Source organism: Streptomyces sp. NPDC026672, assembly GCF_040638185.1.
Lineage (GTDB): Bacteria > Actinomycetota > Actinomycetes > Streptomycetales > Streptomycetaceae > Streptomyces.
This window is the reverse complement of record NZ_JBEZXS010000076.1, coordinates 1-19,487: the sequence shown is the minus strand read 5'-3', so window position 1 is coordinate 19,487 and position 19,487 is coordinate 1. Positions and strand designations below refer to the sequence as shown.

The following is a 19,487-nucleotide window of genomic DNA, read 5'->3' as shown; positions in this document are numbered from 1 at the left end:
GACAGAGGTGAAGCAAAGGCGTACGCCCGCAGATGGGCGGGGCGTGTTGACACGGCGGGGCCGGGGGGGCGGGGGGGGGGGGGGGCCCCCCCCCCCGGGGGCCCCCCCCCCCCCCCCCCCGCGACGCGGATCGCGGATCGCTTGTCGCTGACCGCGGATCAGGCGAACGCGGGAACTTCCTTGGGGTTCGGGCCGTACTTGTTGGTGCCGGCCTCGCTCTCCAGGCAGTAGAAGACCAGCAGCGTGATGGGGCCGACCAGCGGGATGATCCCGAACAGCAGCCACCAGCCGGAGCGACCCGAGTCGTGCAGCCGGCGCACGGCCACGCCCCAGGCCGGGAGCAGCAGCGCCAGCCCGACGATGCCGACGATGTACGGGGCCTTGATCGCGAAGCCGATCGCGAAGAAGACGGCGTAGACGATGATCGAGAAGAGCGCGAACATCCAGTACTCCTTGCGGCGCGCGCGCCCGCTGAACACCGCGTACTTCTTCAGCGCCTCGATGAAGTAGTTCATAACGTCCCCCCAGGGATCGACGTGACTAGAGGACCCCTCCGGAACGGATCAGGCCAGGCGCAGAGGATAAGGAGGTTGACGAGAACTCGTCATCCCCGTTCCGTGGCCCGGACCACACCGGAAGGGTCCACCGTCAAACGTCGTTTTCCGGACAGACCCGTCCAAGATCAACGATCATTCCCCGGGACGTATCCGGACGTTCCCGGAACCGAGTCCTTCCCGTGCCCGAAATGACTCCACACCGACGCCGTACGCTCACCGCTTCGGTATCGGAACGACTCCGAACCGTGTCCGGATCCGGCCGGTCGGACACCCTCAGAGCAGCCGCTGCGCGGCCTCGGTGGCCCAATACGTGAGGATGTTGCGCGCCCCGGCCCGCTTGATTCCGGTCAGCGTCTCCAGGATGGCCCGGTCCCTGTCGACCCAGCCCTTCTCGGCGGCGGCCTCGATCATCGAGTACTCGCCGGAGATCTGATAGGCGGCCACCGGCACGTCCACGGTGTCCGCGACCCGGGCGAGGATGTCGAGGTAGGGCCCGGCGGGCTTCACCATCACCATGTCGGCGCCCTCCTCCAGGTCGAGCGCCAGCTCCCGCATCGACTCACGCCGGTTGGCGGGATCCTGCTGGTACGTCTTCCGGTCGCCCCGCAGCGAGGAGCCGACGGCCTCCCGGAACGGGCCGTAGAACGCGGAGGAGTACTTGGCGGTGTAGGCGAGCACGGCCACGTCCTCGCGGCCGATCTGGTCCAACGCGTCACGGACGACGCCGATCTGCCCGTCCATCATGCCGCTGGGCCCGACCACATGGGCGCCGGCGTCGGCCTGCACCTGGGCCATCTCGGCGTAACGCTCCAGGGTGGCGTCGTTGTCGACCCTCCCCTGCTCGTCCAGCACCCCGCAGTGCCCGTGGTCGGTCGTCTCGTCCAGGCACAGGTCGGACATGACGAGCAGGTCGTCCCCGACCTCGGCGCGCACGTCCCGGATGGCGACCTGGAGGATCCCGTCCGGGTCGGTGCCCGGCGTCCCCACGGCGTCCTTCTTCGACTCCTCCGGCACGCCGAAGAGCATGATCCCGGAGATCCCCGCGGCGACGGCCTCCGCGGCGGCCTTCTTCAGACTGTCCCGGGTGTGCTGCACGACCCCGGGCATGGCCTCGATCGGCACGGGCTCGGCGACGCCCTCACGGACGAACGCGGGGAGGATGAAGTCGGCGGGATGCAGCCGGGTCTCGGCGACCATGCGCCGCATGACGGGCGTCGTACGCAGCCGCCGGGGACGGGCACCGGGAAACGATCCGTACTTCGTCATACCCCTACGCTACGCCCGCCCCACCCCCACCTTTACCGACGCCATGTCGACCCCGGGGGCCCCGCAAAGCCACCCCTGACCGCCCGACAACAACACACCGGACCCGACGATCCGGCCCCGACCCGCCGACCCCGACGCCCCGGGCCCACCGACGCCGACGCACTCGGCCCGACGGCCCGCCCCCGGCCCGCCAACCTCAACGCACTCGGCCCAACGGCCCGCCCCCGGCCCACCGACCTCAACCCGCCCGCCGCGACCTTCCGACCCAGCCCGCCGACCTCAACGCGCCCGCCGCGACCTTCCGACCCCCGCCTCGGCGCGAACCGAGACCACCCACCGCTCGGCCCGGTGCGGGACCTCTCGGTCTGCCGAGTCGGGTGGGTGGGTGGGTGGAGGTTGTCACGTCGTCGTGCGGCGCCGTCTCGCTCCCGGGCGGCGTTCACTCGGCCGGGTCACCGGGTCCCCCGCCTCCAGCGCGGCAGTGCGCCGCCGCAGGCCGAAGTCCGCCAGCGCCTCCGCCAGCCTGTGCACCGACGGCTCCGGAGCCATCACGTCCACCCGGAGCCCGTGTTCCTCCGCGGTCTTCGCCGTCGCCGGACCGATGCACGCGATCACCGTCACGTTGTGCGGCTTCCCGGCGATGCCCACCAGGTTCCGCACGGTCGACGACGACGTGAAGAGCACCGCGTCGAAGCCACCGCCCTTGATGGCCTCCCGCGTCTCGGCCGGCGGCGGCGAGGCACGCACGGTCCGGTAGGCCGTGACGTCGTCCACCTCCCAGCCCAGCTCGATCAGCCCGGCGACCAGCGTCTCCGTGGCGATGTCCGCGCGCGGCAGGAACACCCGGTCGATCGGGTCGAACACCGGGTCGTAGGGCGGCCAGTCCTCCAGCAGCCCCGCGGCCGACTGCTCCCCGCTCGGCACCAGGTCCGGCTTCACGCCGAAGGCGACCAGCGCCCTCGCCGTCTGCTCCCCCACCGCGGCGACCTTGATCCCCGCGAAGGCCCGCGCGTCGAGCCCGTACTCCTCGAACTTCTCCCGGACCGCCTTCACCGCGTTGACCGACGTGAACGCGATCCACTCGTAGCGGCCCGTCACCAGCCCCTTGACCGCCCGCTCCATCTGCTGGGGCGTGCGCGGCGGCTCGACGGCGATCGTGGGCACCTCGTGCGGCACGGCCCCGTACGACCTCAACTGGTCGGAGAGGGACGCCGCCTGCTCCTTGGTCCGCGGCACGAGCACCTTCCAGCCGAACAGCGGCTTGGACTCGAACCAGGACAACTGGTCGCGCTGGGCGGCGGCGGAACGCTCGCCGACCACGGCTATCACCGGCCGGCCCCCGTCCGGGGACGGCAGCACCTTCGCCTGCTTCAGCGTCTGCGCGATCGTGCCGAGCGTCGCGGTCCAGGTGCGCTGCCGGGTCGTCGTACCGGCGACGGTGACCGTCAGCGGGGTGTCCGGCTTGCGGCCCGCGGCCACCAGCTCACCGGCCGCCGCCGCGACGGAGTCGAGGGACGTGGAGACGACGACCGTGCCGTCCGAGGCGCCCACCTCCGTCCAGCACCGGTCGGAGGCCGTACGGGCGTCCACGAACCGGACGTCCGCGCCCTGCGCGTCCCGCAGCGGCACACCGGCGTACGCGGGCACGCCGACCGCGGTCGCGACACCGGGGACCACCTCGAAGGGCACCCCGGCGGCGACGCACGCCAGCATCTCCTCGGCGGCGTACGTGTCGAGCCCGGGGTCACCGGACACCGCACGGACGACCCGCCTGCCGCCCCGCGCGGCCTCCATGACAAGATGAGCCGCATCCCGCACGGACGGGACAGCAGCGGTTGTTGACGCGCCGTCAACAACCGTCAGTTGAGGCGTGCCCGTGCCCGGATACGTGTCCGACGAAGGATCCGCGTCCGTGCGCACGACGGCGACGCCCTGCCTGGTATGGGCGCGGATCACGTCGAGCACGTCGTGCTCGGCGACCAGGACGTCCGCGTTCGCCAGCGCCTCCACGGCGCGCAGAGTCAGCAGTCCCGGATCCCCGGGTCCGGCACCCAGGAAGGTGACGTGCCCGTGATCGAGGCCGGCGGGAAGAGTGGTGGGGCTCACTGTGCTCGCTCCCCCATCAGACCGGCCGCGCCCTGGGCGAGCATCTCGGTGGCGAGTTCGCGACCGAGCGCCATTGCCCCGTCGTACGTCTCGGGCACGGGACCGGTGGTGGACAGCTGCACCATGCGGGAGCCGTCGGTCGTACCGACGACGCCCCGCAGGCGCATTTCCTTGACAATCTGCCCGTCGGCCAGAAGGTCGGCGAGCGCGCCCACGGGTGCGCTGCAGCCGGCCTCCAGGGCGGCGAGCAGGGACCGCTCGGCGGTCACGGCGACCCGGGTGAACGGGTCGTCGAGTTCGGCGAGCATGGCGACGAGGTCCGCGTGGTCCGCGGCGCACTCGATCGCCAGGGCCCCCTGGCCGGGGGCCGGAAGAACGGTGTCGACCGACAGGAAGTCGGTCACCTCCTCGCTGCGGCCGAGCCGGTTCAGCCCGGCGGCGGCCAGCACGACGGCGTCCAGCGTGCCGTCGTGGACGTACCCGATGCGGGTGTCGACGTTGCCCCGGACCGGAACCGTCGCTATGTCCAGCCCGTGGACGCGCGCGTACGCGTTCAGCTGCGCCGTGCGGCGCGGCGAACCCGTGCCTATGCGGGCCCCGCGGGGCAGGTCCGTGAACTTGAGCGCGTCGCGGGCGACGAGGACGTCGCGCGGGTCCTCGCGCACGGGCACGGCGGCCAGCACCAGGTCCGCGGGCTGCGCGGTCGGCAGGTCCTTGAGCGAATGAACCGCGAAGTCGACCTCGCCCTTGAGCAGCGCGTCGCGCAGCGCCGTGACGAACACACCGGTGCCGCCGATCTGCGCGAGGTGCTCGCGGGAGGTGTCGCCGTACGTGGTGATCTCGACCAGCTCCACCGGCCGTCCGGTCACCTGGCTCACGGCGTCCGCCACCTGCCCGGACTGGGCCATGGCGAGTCTGCTGCGCCTGGTCCCGAGCCTCAGTGCCTTGTCACTCATGCCGGCCCTCGGTTCTTCGCGTTCTTCTCGTTGCTGTCCTCGGCGCGGGAGACGGAGGCCACCGTCTCGGGGTCGAGGTCGAACAGGGTGCGCAGCGCGTCCGCGTACCCGGCGCCGCCGGGCTCGGCCGCGAGCTGCTTGACCCGTACGGTCGGGGCGTGCAGCAGCTTGTCGACGACCCGGTGCACGGCCTGGCGGATCTCGCCGCGCTGGCGTTCGTCCAGGTCGGGCAGGCGTCCGTCGAGCCGGGCGATCTCGCCCGCGACGACGTCGGCGGCCATGGTGCGCAGGGCGACCACGGTGGGGGTGATGTGCGCGGCCCGCTGGGCCGCCCCGAAGGCCGTGACCTCGTCGGAGACGATACGCCTGACCTGGTCGACGTCGGAGGCCATCGGGGCGTCGGCGGACGCCTCGGCGAGCGACTCGATGTCCACGAGGCGCACCCCGGGCAGCCGGTGCACGGCCGCGTCGATGTCGCGGGGCATGGCCAGGTCGAGCAGGAAGAGCGCGGGCGCAGGGCGGGGTATCTCGGCCACGGGCTCGGGCCTGCGGCGCTCGGGGATGCGGCCGACGAGCGCGGCGGTCGCGGCGAGCGCGGCGATGGCCTCGCTCTCCTCGGCCGGGTCGGGCGCGGTCGTGGTGGCGGGGGTGCGCGGGGCGCGGCCGGTGGCGTCGCCCTTGTCCACCCAGGCCGCGTGCCGCTCCAGCTCGGCGGCGCCCATCCCGGCGACGGCGGCCTCGCCGTGCACGGAGAACCCGGCGGTGCCCTGCACGGCGGACAGGTCGAGCGGACAGCCGTCCTCGGTGCCGACGCTGGTGGGCGGCAGCGGCTCGGGGCGCGCTTCGGGTCGTACGGCCGTGGCGGCGCCGTCGGCGACGGGCGTGCCGGTGCGGCCCTCGACGGCCTCGGCGATCCGGTCCGCGGTGAGGACGAGTCCCGTCGCCCCGGTGCAGGAAACGGCGATGTCGGCACGTGTCAGCTCGAACGGCACCGCGTCCATCGGTACCGCGCGGGCCACCACGTCCGTCTCGCCGCTCTCCGTGAGGATCCGCGCGAGACGGTCCGCGCGCTCCGGGGTGCGGTTGGCGACGACGACCTCGGCGACCCCGGCGCGGGCCAGGGTGGCCGCGGCCAGTGACGACATCGAGCCGGCGCCGATGACCAGGGCCTTCTTGCCCTCGGCCCAGCCGCGCACCTCGGCTCCCGCGGCCAGCTGTTCCAGGCCGAAGGTGACCAGGGACTGTCCGGCGCGGTCGATGCCGGTCTCGGAGTGGGCGCGCTTGCCGACCCGCAGGGCCTGCTGGAACAGGTCGTTGGTGAGGCGTCCGGCGGTGTGCAGGTCCTGCGCCTTGGCCAGGGAGTCCTTGATCTGGCCGAGGATCTGGCCCTCGCCGACGACCATCGAGTCGAGTCCGCAGGCCACCGAGAACAGATGGTGGACGGCCCGGTCCTCGTAGTGCACGTAGAGGTAGGGGGTGAGCTCTTCGAGGCCGACCCCGCTGTGCTGGGCGAGCAGCGTGGACAGCTCGGCGACGCCGGCGTGGAACTTGTCGACGTCCGCGTACAGCTCGATGCGGTTGCAGGTGGCGAGCACCGATGCCTCGGTGGCCGGTTCGGCGGCGACCGTGTCCTGGAGGAGCTTGGCCTGGGCGTCCGTGCTCAGCGAGGCCCGTTCCAGGACGCTGACCGGGGCGCTGCGGTGGCTCAGTCCGACGACGAGGAGGCTCATGCTTGCATCACGGCGGGCACGTCCCCGTCGGGTCCCTGGTCGGTGGACTCCCTGCGGGTGACCGCGGCCGGGGCGGCGCCGTCGGCGGCGGCCTCCTCGCCTGCCTTGCGCTGCTCGTGGAAGGCGAGGATCTGCAGTTCGATGGAGAGGTCCACCTTGCGCACGTCGACGCCGTCCGGGACGGTCAGCACGGTCGGCGCGAAGTTCAGGATGGAGGTGACCCCGGCGGCGACGAGCCGGTCGCAGACCTGCTGGGCGGCGCCCGCGGGGGTGGCGATCACCCCGATGGAGACGCCGTTGTCGGCGATGATCCGTTCGAGGTCGTCGGTGTGCTGCACGGGGATGCCGGCGACGGGCTTGCCCGCCATCGCGGGGTCGGCGTCGATGAGCGCGGCGACCCGGAAGCCGCGGGAGGCGAACCCGCCGTAGTTGGCGAGCGCGGCGCCCAGGTTTCCGATGCCGACGATGACGACCGGCCAGTCCTGGGTGAGCCCGAGTTCGCGGGAGATCTGGTAGACGAGATACTCGACGTCGTAGCCCACCCCGCGGGTCCCGTAGGAGCCGAGGTAGGAGAAGTCCTTGCGCAGCTTCGCGGAGTTGACCCCCGCGGCGGCGGCCAACTCTTCCGAGGAGACCGTGGGTACCGAGCGCTCCGACAGTGCGGTCAGTGCTCGGAGGTACAGCGGAAGCCTGGCGACGGTGGCCTCGGGAATCCCTCGGCTACGGGTCGCCGGTCGGTGAGTTCGGCCAGTTGCCACGGTGCTCCTGCGGGTAGAGCGGGGCTGCGGGCGGTCACACGTACCCAGACCGCCCCGTCGACAGCAGGCTATGTCTTTGTGAACGCGTGCACAAAGATGGTGTCCGTTTTGCCCGGCCAAAGTGACCGGGGTCACGCGCTTCAGTCCCGGGGGCAAAACCGCTCACTCTCCTCGTGAATCTCGCCCCCAAGACCAACCCGCCGTTGATCCTAAGCGACTTTCCGACCGCTTTGGACTAGTCGGTCAGTGCCGTGCGCAGCCGTTGCTCGTTCACGCGCCAGAAGGTGTGCTGTTCACCGTCGACCAGGACGACCGGAATCTGTTCCCAGTACTGGTCGTGGAGTTGCCGGTCCTGAGTGATGTCCTTCGCCTCCCAGGACACACCGAGGTCGCCGCACACCTTCTCGACCACGAGTTGCGCGTCGTCGCACAGATGACAGCCGGGCTTGCGCACGAGCGTGACGAGCCGGTCCCGGGGGGCCGCCGCGTTCCGTCGGAAGAGGGGACTCATGGCGGCCATTGTCCACCCGCTTAACGGGACGGTCGCGGAGAGTTCACGGCCACCCAACCTCTCGACTCCGGAAGCACCGAACGGACTGGCTATGCTCACGCCATGGCCGCTCTTGGATGGCTCACTCCCCGTAGGCGCTCCGCCACGGCGCGGAGCGTGTTGGCAGGCGAGGCGTCGGCGGAGGCCGCGCGCAAGTCCTCGCAGGACAGCCTGGACGTGGCGGACGTCACGGACGGCGCCGGGGCCCCGGAGGGGGAACCCGAGTTCCCGGTCCTCGGTGACGAGAAGGCCGCCGCGTTCTTCGACCTGGACAACACCGTGATGCAGGGCGCCGCCCTGTTCCACTTCGGTCGCGGCCTGTACAAACGGAAGTTCTTCGAGACCCGCGACCTGGCCCGGTTCGCCTGGCAGCAGGCGTGGTTCCGGCTCGCCGGGGTCGAGGACCCGGAGCACATGCAGGACGCGCGCGACTCCGCGCTGTCCATCGTGAAGGGCCACCGCGTCGCCGAGCTCAGCTCGATCGGCGAGGAGATCTACGACGAGTACATGGCCGAGCGCATCTGGCCGGGCACCCGGGCACTCGCCCAGGCGCACCTGGACGCGGGCCAGAAGGTGTGGCTGGTCACGGCGGCGCCCGTGGAGATCGCCCAGGTCATCGCCCGGCGCCTCGGTCTGACCGGCGCACTCGGCACGGTCGCCGAGTCGGTGGACGGCATCTACACCGGCCGGCTGGTCGGCGAACCGCTGCACGGCCCGGCCAAGGCGGAGGCGGTGCGCGCGCTGGCCGCCGCGGAGGGGCTCGACCTGGCCCGCTGCGCCGCGTACAGCGACTCGCACAACGACATCCCGATGCTCTCGCTGGTCGGTCACCCCTACGCCATCAACCCGGACACCAAGCTGCGCAGGCACGCCCGGGAGAAGGACTGGCGGCTGCGCGACTACCGCACCGGCCGCAAGGCGGCCAAGGTCGGCATCCCCGCCGCGGCGGGCGTGGGCGCGGTGGCCGGCGGCACGGCGGCGGCGATCGCGCTGCACCGCCGCCGCCGGTAGTCGCCGGCAGTCGCCGGTTGTCAACACGCCTCAGCTCCGCAGGAAAACCGCACCGTTTCGATCAACAAACGGTCACCCTCCGACACTTGAACGGACGTCAACCGGTTACGGAAGCGACGTAATCGATGATTTGAGCAACTGGGCGTAGCAGGGCCTGTACGAAGCGTTATTCTCCTCAGACGCATACCGGTACCCCTCCGTCGCCACGACGGGTGAACGGTCCCGCACTGCACGTGATGGAAGCTCTGCCTCTGGGAGTCCCGTGTACCCACACGTCGGGGTTGACACCTCGGGCCTGGCTACGCTGCGCGCAACGGTCGCTACGGTCCAAGACCTCTTGCGCGGCGTCGTCCCCGCCGCGTACGCCGTCCCTGCCTTCGCCACCACCCCCGTCGGCCCGTGCTACGCGCTGGCCGACGGCATCGAGCAGAGTCCGGCGCGCGGCGCCGTCGTCGAGGGCCGCCGCTCGGGCGACGGCCGCGTGGGCGGCAGCGTGGCCGGCAGACGGGGACGGGCGACGGGCACCACCACCGCGCGCCGCCCGGCCGCGGACAGCGACAGCGCCCGGATGATGGATCTCGTCGAACGCGCCCAGTCCGGCGAGGCCGAGGCGTTCGGCCGCCTCTACGACCAGTACAGCGACACCGTCTACCGCTACATCTACTACCGCGTGGGCGGCAAGGCGACCGCCGAGGACCTCACCAGTGAGACGTTCCTGCGCGCCCTGCGCCGCATCGGGACGTTCACCTGGCAGGGCCGCGACTTCGGCGCCTGGCTGGTCACGATCGCCCGCAACCTGGTCGCCGACCACTTCAAGTCGAGCCGCTTCCGTCTGGAGGTCACCACCGGTGAGATGCTGGACGCGAACGAGGTCGAACGCTCCCCGGAGGACTCCGTCCTCGAATCGCTCTCCAACGCGGCACTGCTCGACGCCGTACGACGGCTCAACCCCCAGCAGCAGGAGTGCGTCACGCTCCGCTTCCTCCAGGGGCTGTCCGTCGCGGAGACCGCCCGGGTGATGGGGAAGAACGAGGGCGCCATCAAGACCCTCCAGTACCGCGCCGTGCGCACGCTGGCACGGCTCCTGCCCGACGACGCCCGCTGACACCACCACGGTCGGCCACGTCCAACTCACGCTCCGTGAAAGGCTGTTGTCTTTCCGATCCGGTCCTCGGGCATCCGTAACCCAAGTGCCGCGCCAGTCGTTGTGCGGGATACAGGCTCCCTGTGGTCACGTCCTGCCCGACCCTGATCGCTCGATCGTGTGAAGTGCTCGTGGGCGTGCAACCCTCAGGACCCCCTGGGGAGTCGACCGTCATGACGAGAGGAGGTGCCGCCAGTGATCGCGAACGTATCGGCACACCGGCGGGCGAACGCCTTCGCCCAGGCCCTGGAGGAGCAGTCCGACCAGGACACGGCGGCCGAGCAGCCGGAGGAGTCCCCTCCGGCCGGCGCGGAACGGACCGAGCGGGGCGAGCTGCTGGCCCTGGCCTCGAGCCTCTCCGCACTGCCCAGGCCCACGCTCGACCCGGAGGTCAAGGTCGTCCAACGCGCCCAGCTGGTGGCGGCGATGGAGGCCATGCTCCAGGAGGGCACCGCGGGTGGGGCGACGGACGACGCGTCCGTGCCCGAGCAGCGGTCCCACCGGGCCAGGGGCGCGCACCGGGCGAGCCCCCTGGGCAAGCTGCGGCCGAAGTCCCGGCTGACCAAGGGCCTGGCCGCCGGCGGACTCAGCGTCGGCGTGGCCGCCGGAGCCTTCGGCGGGGTGGCCGCGGCGAGTTCGGACGCCCTGCCCGGCGACTCGCTGTACGGCCTCAAGCGCGGCATCGAGGACATCAGGCTCAACTATCTGTCCGACGGTGACGACGAGCGCGGCCAGACCTACCTCGACCAGGCGTCGACCAGGCTCAGCGAGGCCAGGCGGCTGATGGAACGGGACCGCGGCGGACAGCTCGACCACGAGTCGATCGGTGAGATCCGCCGCACCCTGTCCGGCATGCAGCACGACGTCACCGAGGGCCACCGCCTGCTGCACGCGGCCTATGAGCGCGATCCCGGGTCCCTGGGCCCCATCCAGGCCCTGTCGACCTTCTCGCGCTCCCACCGCGAGGTCTGGGGCGACCTGCGCCAGCGGCTGCCGGTCCAGCTCGGCGAGCTGAGCGACCAGGTCTCCTCGGTCTTCGACGCCATAGACGAAGAGGTCGCGCCGCTCCAGTCGCTGCTCCCGCAGACCCCGGCCGAGACCGGCGACGGCGCCCGGCAGGGCTCCGGCTCCACGCCCAGCGACACCTTCGGCGCGCATCCCACCGCGCCCAGCAGCGGCCTGAGTTCGGCCTCGGGCCAGGAGCCGAGCAGCGGCAGCCCCAGCGGCTCGGCCACCGGCAGCGTGGGTGACGGTCTGCTCGGCGGCAGCGCGGGCGGCCTGTTCGACCCGCCCGAGAGCAGCGGCAGCGCCTCTCCGTCCCCGGAGAAGACCCTGCCGAGCCGGCCCGACGTCACGCTTCCCCCGCTCCTCCCGGGCCTCCTGCCCGGCCTGGGCATCGACAGCGAGGACGCGGAGTAGGAGTGCAGGTTTTACGGCGGTGGGGGCGACCCCACCGCCGTAGAACGCTCAGAAGAACACCGAGCGACGCTGCACCAGCAGCTTGTACAGCGTGTGCTGGATCTGCTCGCGGACCTGGTCGGTCAGATTGAACATCAGCATCGGGTCCTCGGCCGCCTCCGGCGGATAGCCGTCCGTGGGGATCGGCTCACCGAACTGGATCGTCCACTTCGTCGGCAGCGGGACCGCGCCCAGCGGACCCAGCCAGGGGAACGTCGGCGTCAGCGGGAAGTACGGGAAGCCGAGCACCCTGGCCAGCGTCTTCGCGTTGCCGAGCATCGGGTAGATCTCCTCCGCCCCGACGATCGAGCACGGGACGATCGGCGTGCCCTTGCGCAGCGCGGTCGACACGAACCCGCCCCGCCCGAACCGCTGGAGCTTGTAGCGCTCGCCGAACGGCTTGCCGATGCCCTTGAAGCCCTCCGGCATCACCCCGACCAGCTCACCCGCCCCGAGCAGCCGCTCGGCGTCCTCCGCGCACGCCAGCGTGTGGCCCAGCTTGCGGGCCAGCTCGTTGACCACGGGCAGCACGAACACCAGGTCCGCCGCGAGCAGCCGCAGATGCCGCCCGGCCGGATGGTGGTCGTGCACGGCGACCTGCATCATCAGGCCGTCCAGCGGCAGCGTCCCGGAGTGGTTGGCGACGATCAGCGCGCCGCCCTCGGACGGGATGTTCTCGATGCCCTTCACCTCGACCCGGAAGTACTTCTCGTACACCGGCCGCAGCAGCGACATCAGGACCTGGTCGGTGAGCTCCTCGTCGTAACCGAAGTCGTCGACGTCGTAGTCCCCGGTCAGCCGGCGCCGCAGGAACGCGAGGCCGCTCGCCAGCCGCTGCTCCAGGCCGCCGTCCCCGGACGGCCGTGACGGCTGTTCCCCACCGGTGACGGAGTCGTCGTCCCGCGCCTCGAACGCACCCGGCAGGGGCTGCACCCCACGAACCTCACGCTCTCCGGGTGCCTCACCCGGCTCATGGGCCTCGCCGGGCTCACGTGCCCCGCGTGGCTCACGGGCCGCGCGGGACTCCCGTGTCCCGCGCGTCGCACCGCGTCGCCGGCCCTGCCGCTGCGCGGCGGCCGAGCGGGACCGGTCGTCGTCGAACGGAATGACCTTGGCGTCCGCCATCGTTGCCACGCTCCTCAGTTGGCGCTCTGCGTCGGGGGGTGGCCGCCGCCCCTGCGGGACAGCACGGCGATCCGGTCGACGGCTGCCGCGACGGCCTCCGGCGGCAGCAGCCCCGGGCCGCGGCTGCGCACGAAGTCCGCGAAGGTCTCCGCGGTGGTGAACCTGGGCCGGAATCCCAGCGTCTCGCGCATCTGGTCCGTGGCCACCACCCGGCCGTGGGTCAGCAGCCGGATCTGCTCGGGCGAGAAGTCCGTCACTCCCAGCGTACGCATCAGGGAACCCGTCCAGGTGACCGCGGGCAGCAGCAGCGGCACCGTGGGCCGGCCGAGCCGCCGCGAGCACTGCGAGAGCAGCAGGACACCGTCGCCGGCGATGTTGAAGGTGCCGCTGTTGAGGGTGCCCCGCTCGGGCTCGTGGGAGGCGATCCGCAGCACCTCGACGACGTCGTCCTCGTGCACGAACTGGAGCCGCGGGTCGTAGCCGAACACGGTCGGCAGGACCGGCAGCGAGAAGTACGAGGCGAGCGGCGTCTCCGCGGTCGTGCCGAGGATGTTGGCGAACCGCAGCACGCACACGGCGACGTCGGGACGCCGCCGCGCGAAGCCGCGGACGTACCCCTCGACCTCGACCGCGTCCTTCGGGAAGCCGCCGCTGGGCAGCGACTTGGCCGGGGTGGTCTCGGTGAACACGGCCGGGTCGCGCGGCGCGGACCCGTACACGTTGGTGCTCGACTTCACCACCAGCCGCTTCACCGTCGGCGACTTCTGGCAGGCGCCGAGCAGCTGCATCGTGCCGATGACGTTGGTCTCCTTGACCGAGGTCCGGCTGCCGCTGCCCAGCGGGGTGCCCGTGACGTCCATGTGGACGACCGTGTCGGCGCCGGTCTCGGCGAGGACACGCGCGATGGTGGGCTGGCGGATGTCGGCCTCGATGAAGTCGGCGCCGCCCAGATGGTGCTCGGGCCGCACGGCGTCGACGGCGACGACCCGGTCCACGTCGGGGTCGCGCTGGATGCGCCGGACGAACCGGCCGCCCAGTTGACGGGCCACCCCGGTCACGAGCACGACCCTGCCCAAGATCTGCGCCTTCCTTCGGTTGCCCTGCCGCGGGCCAACTTAGCGAATCGACGTTGCACCGTGATGACCGCCGGGGCGCGGGCGACGGAATCGGCCCCCTTCGGCATACGTGTGTGGCCCCCCACCGTCCGGGTGGGGGGCCACACGACAAGCTCTCGCGGCGTCCGCGTCGAACCTTACTTCTTGTTGCGACGCTGAACGCGCGTGCGCTTGAGCAGCTTGCGGTGCTTCTTCTTGGCCATCCGCTTGCGCCGCTTCTTGATAACAGAGCCCACGACTACCCTCGCTCACTTCTCATCACTCGGTGCTGGGCGCCATGGGCCCATACGACCTACGAGGGGCTAGCCTACCCGCCCGAGCGCTGAGCTTGTAATCGAGGTGCTCCCGGTGAACTTCCCGGGACCGCCGTCAGGCCGTCTCCACCCCCACATAGCTCTCGCGGAGGTACTCGTGTACCGCTTGCTCGGGGACGCGGAAGGACCGCCCCACCCGGATCGCGGGCAGATGACCGCTGTGCACCAGCCGGTACACGGTCATCTTCGACACTCGCATGACCGAGGCGACTTCCGCCACGGTAAGGAACTGAACCTCGTTCAGAGGCCTCTCGCCAGCTGCCATGACACACCTGAACCTTCCGCACTCGACGGCCACCGGCTTCCCCTTCCGGTGACTCTTCGTCGCTGCGTGCTCACTCCCCAATGTAGGGGCGGGTGATGCGAGTGGGGAAGAGGTGCACCCATCGGCGGCCTACTGTGACAGACACGCTCGATTGAGTACGTAGCGGGTCAGCGGGCGGTAGTAATCGGACCGCACGCCGTCATCAAGTGGAACGGCGACGGACACGACCCCCTCGGCCTCCCCCACGAAGAGCGCCGGGTCGTCCGTGTCGGCCAGCCCGATGGCCTCGAACCCCAGCTGACCTGCCCCGCAGACCCAGCCGTGATCCCCGATCACCAGCTCGGGCAGCGGACCGCCACCCTCGGCCGCCGCCGCGAGGGCGGTTCGAACCGGGGCGGGTGAGTGCGTGTGTGCGCCCGGCTCACGCCCGGGGCGTTCGTTGCCACGCCCACGGACCAGCGCCACACCTCGTACGTAATCGAGGTCGTGCGTGCGTAGACCGAACTGGGTCGTTATGTCGACACAGCGACCCTGCGCCGGGCTGAGGACATCACATCCCGCCGTCGACAAGGCGTCTGCCAACGCGGCGTAGAAGTCGATCAACCGGTGCGGGTGGCCGGTGCCGAGCAGCACGGGGGCGCCGCGGCGGGCCACGTCCCGGACGCGGTCCGCGAAGGCGTCCAGGGCCGCCAGGGTCCGCCCGGGGTCAATGACATCATGCCCGTCCGTGCGTCCCGGGTCGGCCGAAACCCCGCACTTGTCCGCCATCAACGCGATCACGTCCCGTTGTCCCCAGGACCGTTCGGGATCGATTCCGATCAGCGCGCGGGGATCGCCGGCCGCGAAGAGCCGATAACTGCGCAGGCTCTCCTCCCGTGAGGTCCCCACGGCCCCCGCGAGCCGTGCGGCCACCAGATACTCCCGCATACGCCCGGCGCTCCACACACCGCCGATGCTGGCCGACCCGGATTTCCCCCGCGGGGAGAACACCGGAACACCGCACGATCGGAGCAAGGGAACGCCGGGAGGGGGCCGCGTGGCGGGCGGACCGGTGAAACCTTTATGCCAGGAGGCCCCGGAGCGGGAAGACCGCGCGGCGTGTCGCCAGGACCGCCTGGTCCAGCCGGTCCGCCGGGTCGTACCCCGCCTCCCACTCCGCCCAGCTCACCGGCCACCGCCCGTCGGTCATCCGCCCGGGCCCCAGCTGCCGCGTCCGGGCGAACACCTCCTGCCGCCACGCCTCCGGCACCGGCGTCTCCGGGGCCACTTCCCGCCCGGCGGCGATCCCCACCAGGTGCGTCCACGAGCGGGGCACGACATCGACCACCTCGTAGCCGCCCCCGCCGAGCGCGACCCACTTCCCGTCCGCGTGCTCGTGCGCCAGGGCGTGGCAGGCCACCTGCACCGCCCGCTGCGCGTCGAGGGAGACCGCGAGATGCGCCAGCGGATCCTCGAAGTGCGTGTCCGCCCCGTGCTGCGTCACCAGCGCCTGCGGCCGGAACTCCGCGATCAGCTCAGGCACCACCGCGTGGAACGCCCGCAGCCACCCCGCGTCCCCGGTCCCCGCCGGCAGCGCCACGTTCACCGCCGTCCCCTCCGCGGACTCGGCGCCCGTCTCCTCGGGCCAGCCGGTCTGCGGGAACAGCGTCCGCGGATGCTCGTGCAGCGAGATCGTCAGCACCCGCGGGTCGTCCCAGAACGCCGCCTGGACCCCGTCCCCGTGGTGCACGTCGACGTCCACGTACGCCACGCGCTCGGCGCCCAGCTCCAGCAGCCGGGCGATCGCCAGCGCGGCGTCGTTGTAGATGCAGAACCCGGAGGCCGCCGCGGGCATGGCGTGGTGCAGCCCGCCCGCGAAGTTCACCGCGTGCAGCGCCTCCCCGTGCCACACCGCCTCGGCCGCCCCCACCGACTGTCCCGCGATCAGCGCGGACACCTCGTGCATCCCGGCGAACGCCGGATCGTCCAGCGTCCCCAGCCCGTACGCCCCGTCCGCCGCCCCGGGGTCCGCCGACGCGGCCTTGACCGCGTCGATGTAGTCCTGCCGGTGGACCAGCCGCAGCGTCGACTCCCCGGCGGGCTTCGCCGAGACGACCTCCACCTCGCGGTCCAGCCCGAAGGCCCCGACCAGTCCCCGGGTCAGAGCCAGGCGGACCGGATCCATCGGATGGTCCGGACCGAAGTCATAGCCCGTTACCGCCTCGTCCCACATCAGCTGCGCGCGACCGCTCATGTCCGCCACCGTATCGGTCCGGTTGAGCGGCGAACGACCTGGCGTAGACCAACGTCACCAGCACCAACACCATCGGCACGAGCATCGCCCCGCGGTAGCTCCACGCGTCCCCGAGCGCCCCGACCAGCGGCGAACCGATCAAAAACCCCACGTAGTTGAAGATGTTGAGCCGCGCGACGGCCGCGTCCGAGGCCCCGGGGAACAGCCGTCCCGCCGCCGCGAACGTCTGCGGCACGAGGACGCACAGCCCCAGCCCCAGCAGAGTGAACCCGAGCATCCCGGCCCAGGCCCCGGGCGCCGTCGCCACCACCGCGAACCCGCCGGCCGCGACCAGCGCGCCCAGCCGTACGACCGCGGCGGCCCCGAACCGCCGCACCCCGAAGTCCCCGATGGCCCGCCCGAGCAGCGTGGTCACCATGTACACGTTGTACGGCACGGTCGCCAACTGCTCCGAGCTGCCGAGCACGTCCTTCAGATACTTCGCGCTCCAGTTCGAGACCGTCGAGTCCCCGATGTAGGCGAAGGTCATCACCAGGCACAGCGGCAGCAGCATCCTGAAGACGACCCCACTGCCGTCCCCCGCGCCCTCCCCCGGCTCCGCCGCGCCCCCGCTCCCGCTCGCGTCGTCGACGTACCAGCGGCTCCCCGTGAGCGCGGCCGGCAGCACCACGGCCACCACCGGCAGGTACGACACCCAGAGCGCGAGGTGCCAGTGCGCCCCCACCCAGGCCAGCGAGGCCCCGACGATCCCGCCCAGGCTGTACGCCGCGTGGAAGCTGAGCATGATGCTGCGCCCGTACGACCGCTGGAGGCTCACCCCGAGCATGTTCATCGAGGCGTCCAGCGCGCCGACGGCCAGGCCGAACGCGGCGAGCGCGACGGCCAGTCCGGCGACGTTCCGGCCGGCGCCGACGCCCAGCAGCGCGAGCAGGACGACGGGCTGGGACCAGCGCAGCAGCCGGCTGGGGGGTATGCGCTTGACCAACTGCTCGGTGGTGACGCTGCCGACGCCGGCGAGGATCGGCACGGCCGCGAGGAAGACCGGCAGCAACGCGTCGGAGACGCCGTAGCGGTCCTGGATGGCGGGGATGCGCGTGACGAGCAGGGCGAAGGCGACGCCCTGGGCGCAGAAGCTCAACGCCAACGAGGCCCTACCGCGCCGCAGCACATCAGTCATGGCGGCGAGCGTAGGGCCCCGGCGTACTCGTGGGTAGATCCGGCCAAAGATGAATTTCCCTCAGCTTCACCCCGGGTGCCGGGCGATCACCCGGCGGCGGCCACGGCGGGGGCGACGGCGGTTCCGGAACGGGTCTCGGTGTCCGTGCCAGCGGCCTCGGTACCGGCATCCTCGGTGTCGGCGGCGGCCTCGGTCTCGGCCGTCACCATGAAGGCCATCGGTCCGGCGGCCACCGCGCCGCTGACGATCACGGCCAGGGCCATGGCGACCATCAGGATGACCGTGCCGAGCCACACCATCGTGTCGACGGGGATGGTGTAGGCGCCCACCACCCGTACCACGCACTCCAGCAGCATGACCACGCCCCACACGAGGGAGAAGCGCCGCTCGGTCCGCCGGAAGGCGGGGGACGTCGCCATCAGCCGGTCCCAGGCGGCCTCCCGCGCGGGCATGCCCTTGACCACCCAGGGCTTCATGCCGACGGTCATCATCGGCTTGCCCAGCAGGACGGAGACCAGGATGCCGATGCCGATGACACTGCTGACCCCGCTGTCCTTGGCGAGCATCAGCCGGGGGTCGCCGGAGACGAAGCTCATCAGCAGCGAGGCGACGTTCACCACGAGGATGAGCGCGGCGAGCGCGTTGAGGCTCCGCTCCCTGGCCGCGCTCCAGAAGGTCCGCACCGCGGGGACGACGCTGCTCCAGGCGAGCGCCGCGAAGGTGCTCGTCCCGAGTCCGTCCTTGAGGAGGTAGTACGACCCGAGGGGCACCACCACGTCCACGATCAGCGACGCGAGGGTGCTCTTCTTCTTACCGGTCCGGGGCTTGCCGCTCTGTGCCGTGCTCGTCTGCGTCGTCATGCCCTCAGCTTCGCCGAGGGGAGGGGTGCGGCAGTAGGAACGATCGTCCACGACCGGCCGTGACAAATGTCAGCGGCGCCCCGGTGCCCGGGGTCAAACCAGCAGGTCGGCCAACTCCCCCATACCGCCGAAGAGTCGGGTGGCGCCGCCCAGCTTCTCGGCGGGCGTCATGGCGGTGAACCCGTACACGTCCATCCCGGCCGCCACGGCCGCCTGGACGCCCAGCGGGCTGTCCTCGACGACCACGCAGCGCCCGGGTGTCACGCCCATGCGTTCGGCCGCGTGGAGGAAGAGGTCCGGAGCCGGCTTGCCCCGCCCCACGTCCTGCGAGCTGAAGATCCGCTCGTCCGTGAACCACCGGTCGAGCCCGGTCGTCCGATGGCCCACCCTGATCCGCTCATGGCTCCCGGAGGACGCCACGCAGTACGGCACCCCGTCGGCCGTCAGCTTCTCCAGCACCTCCACGACGCCGTGCACGGGCTTCAACTCCCGCTCGAACGCGGCGAAGACACGGGCGTGGAAGACGTCGTCGAAGTCGTCGGGGAGCAGCCGCCCCGTCCGCTCCCCGATCAGATCGTGGACCCGGTGCATGGCGGACCCCATGTAGTCACGGACGGAGTCCTCGTACGACGTCGGAAAGCCCAGCTCGGTCAGATAGCCGGCGAGGAGCCGGTTGGAAATCGGCTCGCTGTCGACGAGAACGCCGTCATTGTCGAAGATCACCAGGTCATAGCGCATACCATCGACCTTAAGCGTAAGGACCCTTGAACGCAGAAAACCCCCGTGCCCTAGGCACGGGGGTTTTCCCACAATTTGTTCGGCGGTGTCCTACTCTCCCACAGGGTCCCCCCTGCAGTACCAT

At 71.5% G+C, this 19,487-nt stretch carries 19 protein-coding genes; 3 read left to right on the top strand and 16 right to left on the bottom strand.

Annotation, left to right across the window (positions count from 1 at the left end; genetic code table 11):
* Positions 1-158: 158 nt before the first annotated feature.
* The 7 genes from AB0F77_RS41640 to AB0F77_RS41610 form a co-directional block, all read right to left on the bottom strand.
* Positions 159-515: a DUF805 domain-containing protein gene (locus AB0F77_RS41640; protein WP_361959518.1), complete on the bottom strand. Its 357-nt coding sequence runs from the start codon at positions 513-515 to the stop codon at positions 159-161.
* Positions 516-830: 315 nt separating this feature from the next.
* Positions 831-1,823: a porphobilinogen synthase gene (hemB, locus tag AB0F77_RS41635; protein WP_361959516.1), complete on the bottom strand. Its 993-nt coding sequence runs from the start codon at positions 1,821-1,823 to the stop codon at positions 831-833.
* Positions 1,824-2,222: 399 nt separating this feature from the next.
* Positions 2,223-3,929 (bottom strand): uroporphyrinogen-III synthase, encoded by a 1,707-nt coding sequence (locus tag AB0F77_RS41630; RefSeq protein ID WP_361959513.1) that lies wholly within the window; start codon positions 3,927-3,929, stop codon positions 2,223-2,225.
* Entirely contained in the window at positions 3,926-4,885 is a 960-nt protein-coding gene (gene hemC / locus AB0F77_RS41625) for a hydroxymethylbilane synthase (RefSeq protein WP_361959510.1), read from the bottom strand. Before hemC ends, AB0F77_RS41630 begins: the two co-directional genes overlap by 4 nt.
* On the bottom strand, positions 4,882-6,615 hold the full coding sequence (locus AB0F77_RS41620) for a glutamyl-tRNA reductase (RefSeq protein WP_361959507.1): 1,734 nt from the start codon (positions 6,613-6,615) through the stop codon (positions 4,882-4,884). Before AB0F77_RS41620 ends, hemC begins: the two co-directional genes overlap by 4 nt.
* Entirely contained in the window at positions 6,612-7,373 is a 762-nt protein-coding gene (locus tag AB0F77_RS41615; RefSeq protein ID WP_361959504.1) for a redox-sensing transcriptional repressor Rex, read from the bottom strand. The genes AB0F77_RS41620 and AB0F77_RS41615 overlap by 4 nt, the downstream gene beginning before the upstream one ends.
* A 235-nt stretch (positions 7,374-7,608) precedes the next feature.
* On the bottom strand, positions 7,609-7,884 hold the full coding sequence (locus AB0F77_RS41610; RefSeq protein WP_361959501.1) for a glutaredoxin family protein: 276 nt from the start codon (positions 7,882-7,884) through the stop codon (positions 7,609-7,611).
* Between the two features lie 102 nt (positions 7,885-7,986).
* Here AB0F77_RS41610 and AB0F77_RS41605 point away from each other — a divergent pair, with 102 nt between their 5' ends.
* From AB0F77_RS41605 to AB0F77_RS41595, 3 genes are all read left to right on the top strand, one after another.
* Complete coding sequence (locus AB0F77_RS41605) at positions 7,987-8,934, top strand: HAD-IB family hydrolase (protein WP_361959498.1); 948 nt, start codon at positions 7,987-7,989, stop codon at positions 8,932-8,934.
* Positions 8,935-9,196: 262 nt separating this feature from the next.
* Complete coding sequence (locus AB0F77_RS41600; RefSeq protein ID WP_361959495.1) at positions 9,197-10,039, top strand: ECF subfamily RNA polymerase sigma factor, BldN family; 843 nt, start codon at positions 9,197-9,199, stop codon at positions 10,037-10,039.
* Positions 10,040-10,273: 234 nt separating this feature from the next.
* Positions 10,274-11,497, top strand: coding sequence for a DUF5667 domain-containing protein (locus tag AB0F77_RS41595; protein WP_361959492.1), 1,224 nt, complete (start codon positions 10,274-10,276; stop codon positions 11,495-11,497).
* Between the two features lie 48 nt (positions 11,498-11,545).
* Here AB0F77_RS41595 and AB0F77_RS41590 read toward each other — a convergent pair whose 3' ends face one another.
* The 9 genes from AB0F77_RS41590 to AB0F77_RS41550 form a co-directional block, all read right to left on the bottom strand.
* A complete protein-coding gene (locus AB0F77_RS41590) occupies positions 11,546-12,661 on the bottom strand; it encodes a lysophospholipid acyltransferase family protein (protein WP_361959489.1) in 1,116 nt (371 codons plus the stop codon).
* Positions 12,662-12,675: 14 nt separating this feature from the next.
* The gene (locus tag AB0F77_RS41585) at positions 12,676-13,737 is read right to left on the bottom strand and encodes an NAD-dependent epimerase/dehydratase family protein (RefSeq protein ID WP_361959486.1); all 1,062 of its coding nucleotides are present in this window, start codon (positions 13,735-13,737) and stop codon (positions 12,676-12,678) included.
* A 176-nt stretch (positions 13,738-13,913) separates the two neighbouring features.
* Positions 13,914-14,012, bottom strand: coding sequence for an AURKAIP1/COX24 domain-containing protein (locus AB0F77_RS41580; protein ID WP_003948845.1), 99 nt, complete (start codon positions 14,010-14,012; stop codon positions 13,914-13,916).
* 133 nt (positions 14,013-14,145) lie between these two features.
* A complete protein-coding gene (locus AB0F77_RS41575; RefSeq protein WP_093781815.1) occupies positions 14,146-14,355 on the bottom strand; it encodes a helix-turn-helix domain-containing protein in 210 nt (69 codons plus the stop codon).
* Between the two features lie 129 nt (positions 14,356-14,484).
* The gene (locus AB0F77_RS41570; protein WP_361959483.1) at positions 14,485-15,282 is read right to left on the bottom strand and encodes a phosphatase; all 798 of its coding nucleotides are present in this window, start codon (positions 15,280-15,282) and stop codon (positions 14,485-14,487) included.
* 133 nt (positions 15,283-15,415) lie between these two features.
* A complete protein-coding gene (locus AB0F77_RS41565; RefSeq protein ID WP_361959480.1) occupies positions 15,416-16,588 on the bottom strand; it encodes an acetoin utilization protein AcuC in 1,173 nt (390 codons plus the stop codon).
* Positions 16,539-17,765, bottom strand: a complete 1,227-nt coding sequence (locus tag AB0F77_RS41560) for an MFS transporter (protein WP_361959477.1) — start codon at positions 17,763-17,765, stop codon at positions 16,539-16,541. The genes AB0F77_RS41565 and AB0F77_RS41560 overlap by 50 nt, the downstream gene beginning before the upstream one ends.
* A gap of 86 nt (positions 17,766-17,851) precedes the next feature.
* Complete coding sequence (locus tag AB0F77_RS41555; RefSeq protein WP_361959474.1) at positions 17,852-18,625, bottom strand: VC0807 family protein; 774 nt, start codon at positions 18,623-18,625, stop codon at positions 17,852-17,854.
* A 93-nt stretch (positions 18,626-18,718) separates the two neighbouring features.
* On the bottom strand, positions 18,719-19,363 hold the full coding sequence (locus tag AB0F77_RS41550) for an HAD family hydrolase (RefSeq protein WP_361959471.1): 645 nt from the start codon (positions 19,361-19,363) through the stop codon (positions 18,719-18,721).
* Positions 19,364-19,487: the final 124 nt, after the last annotated feature.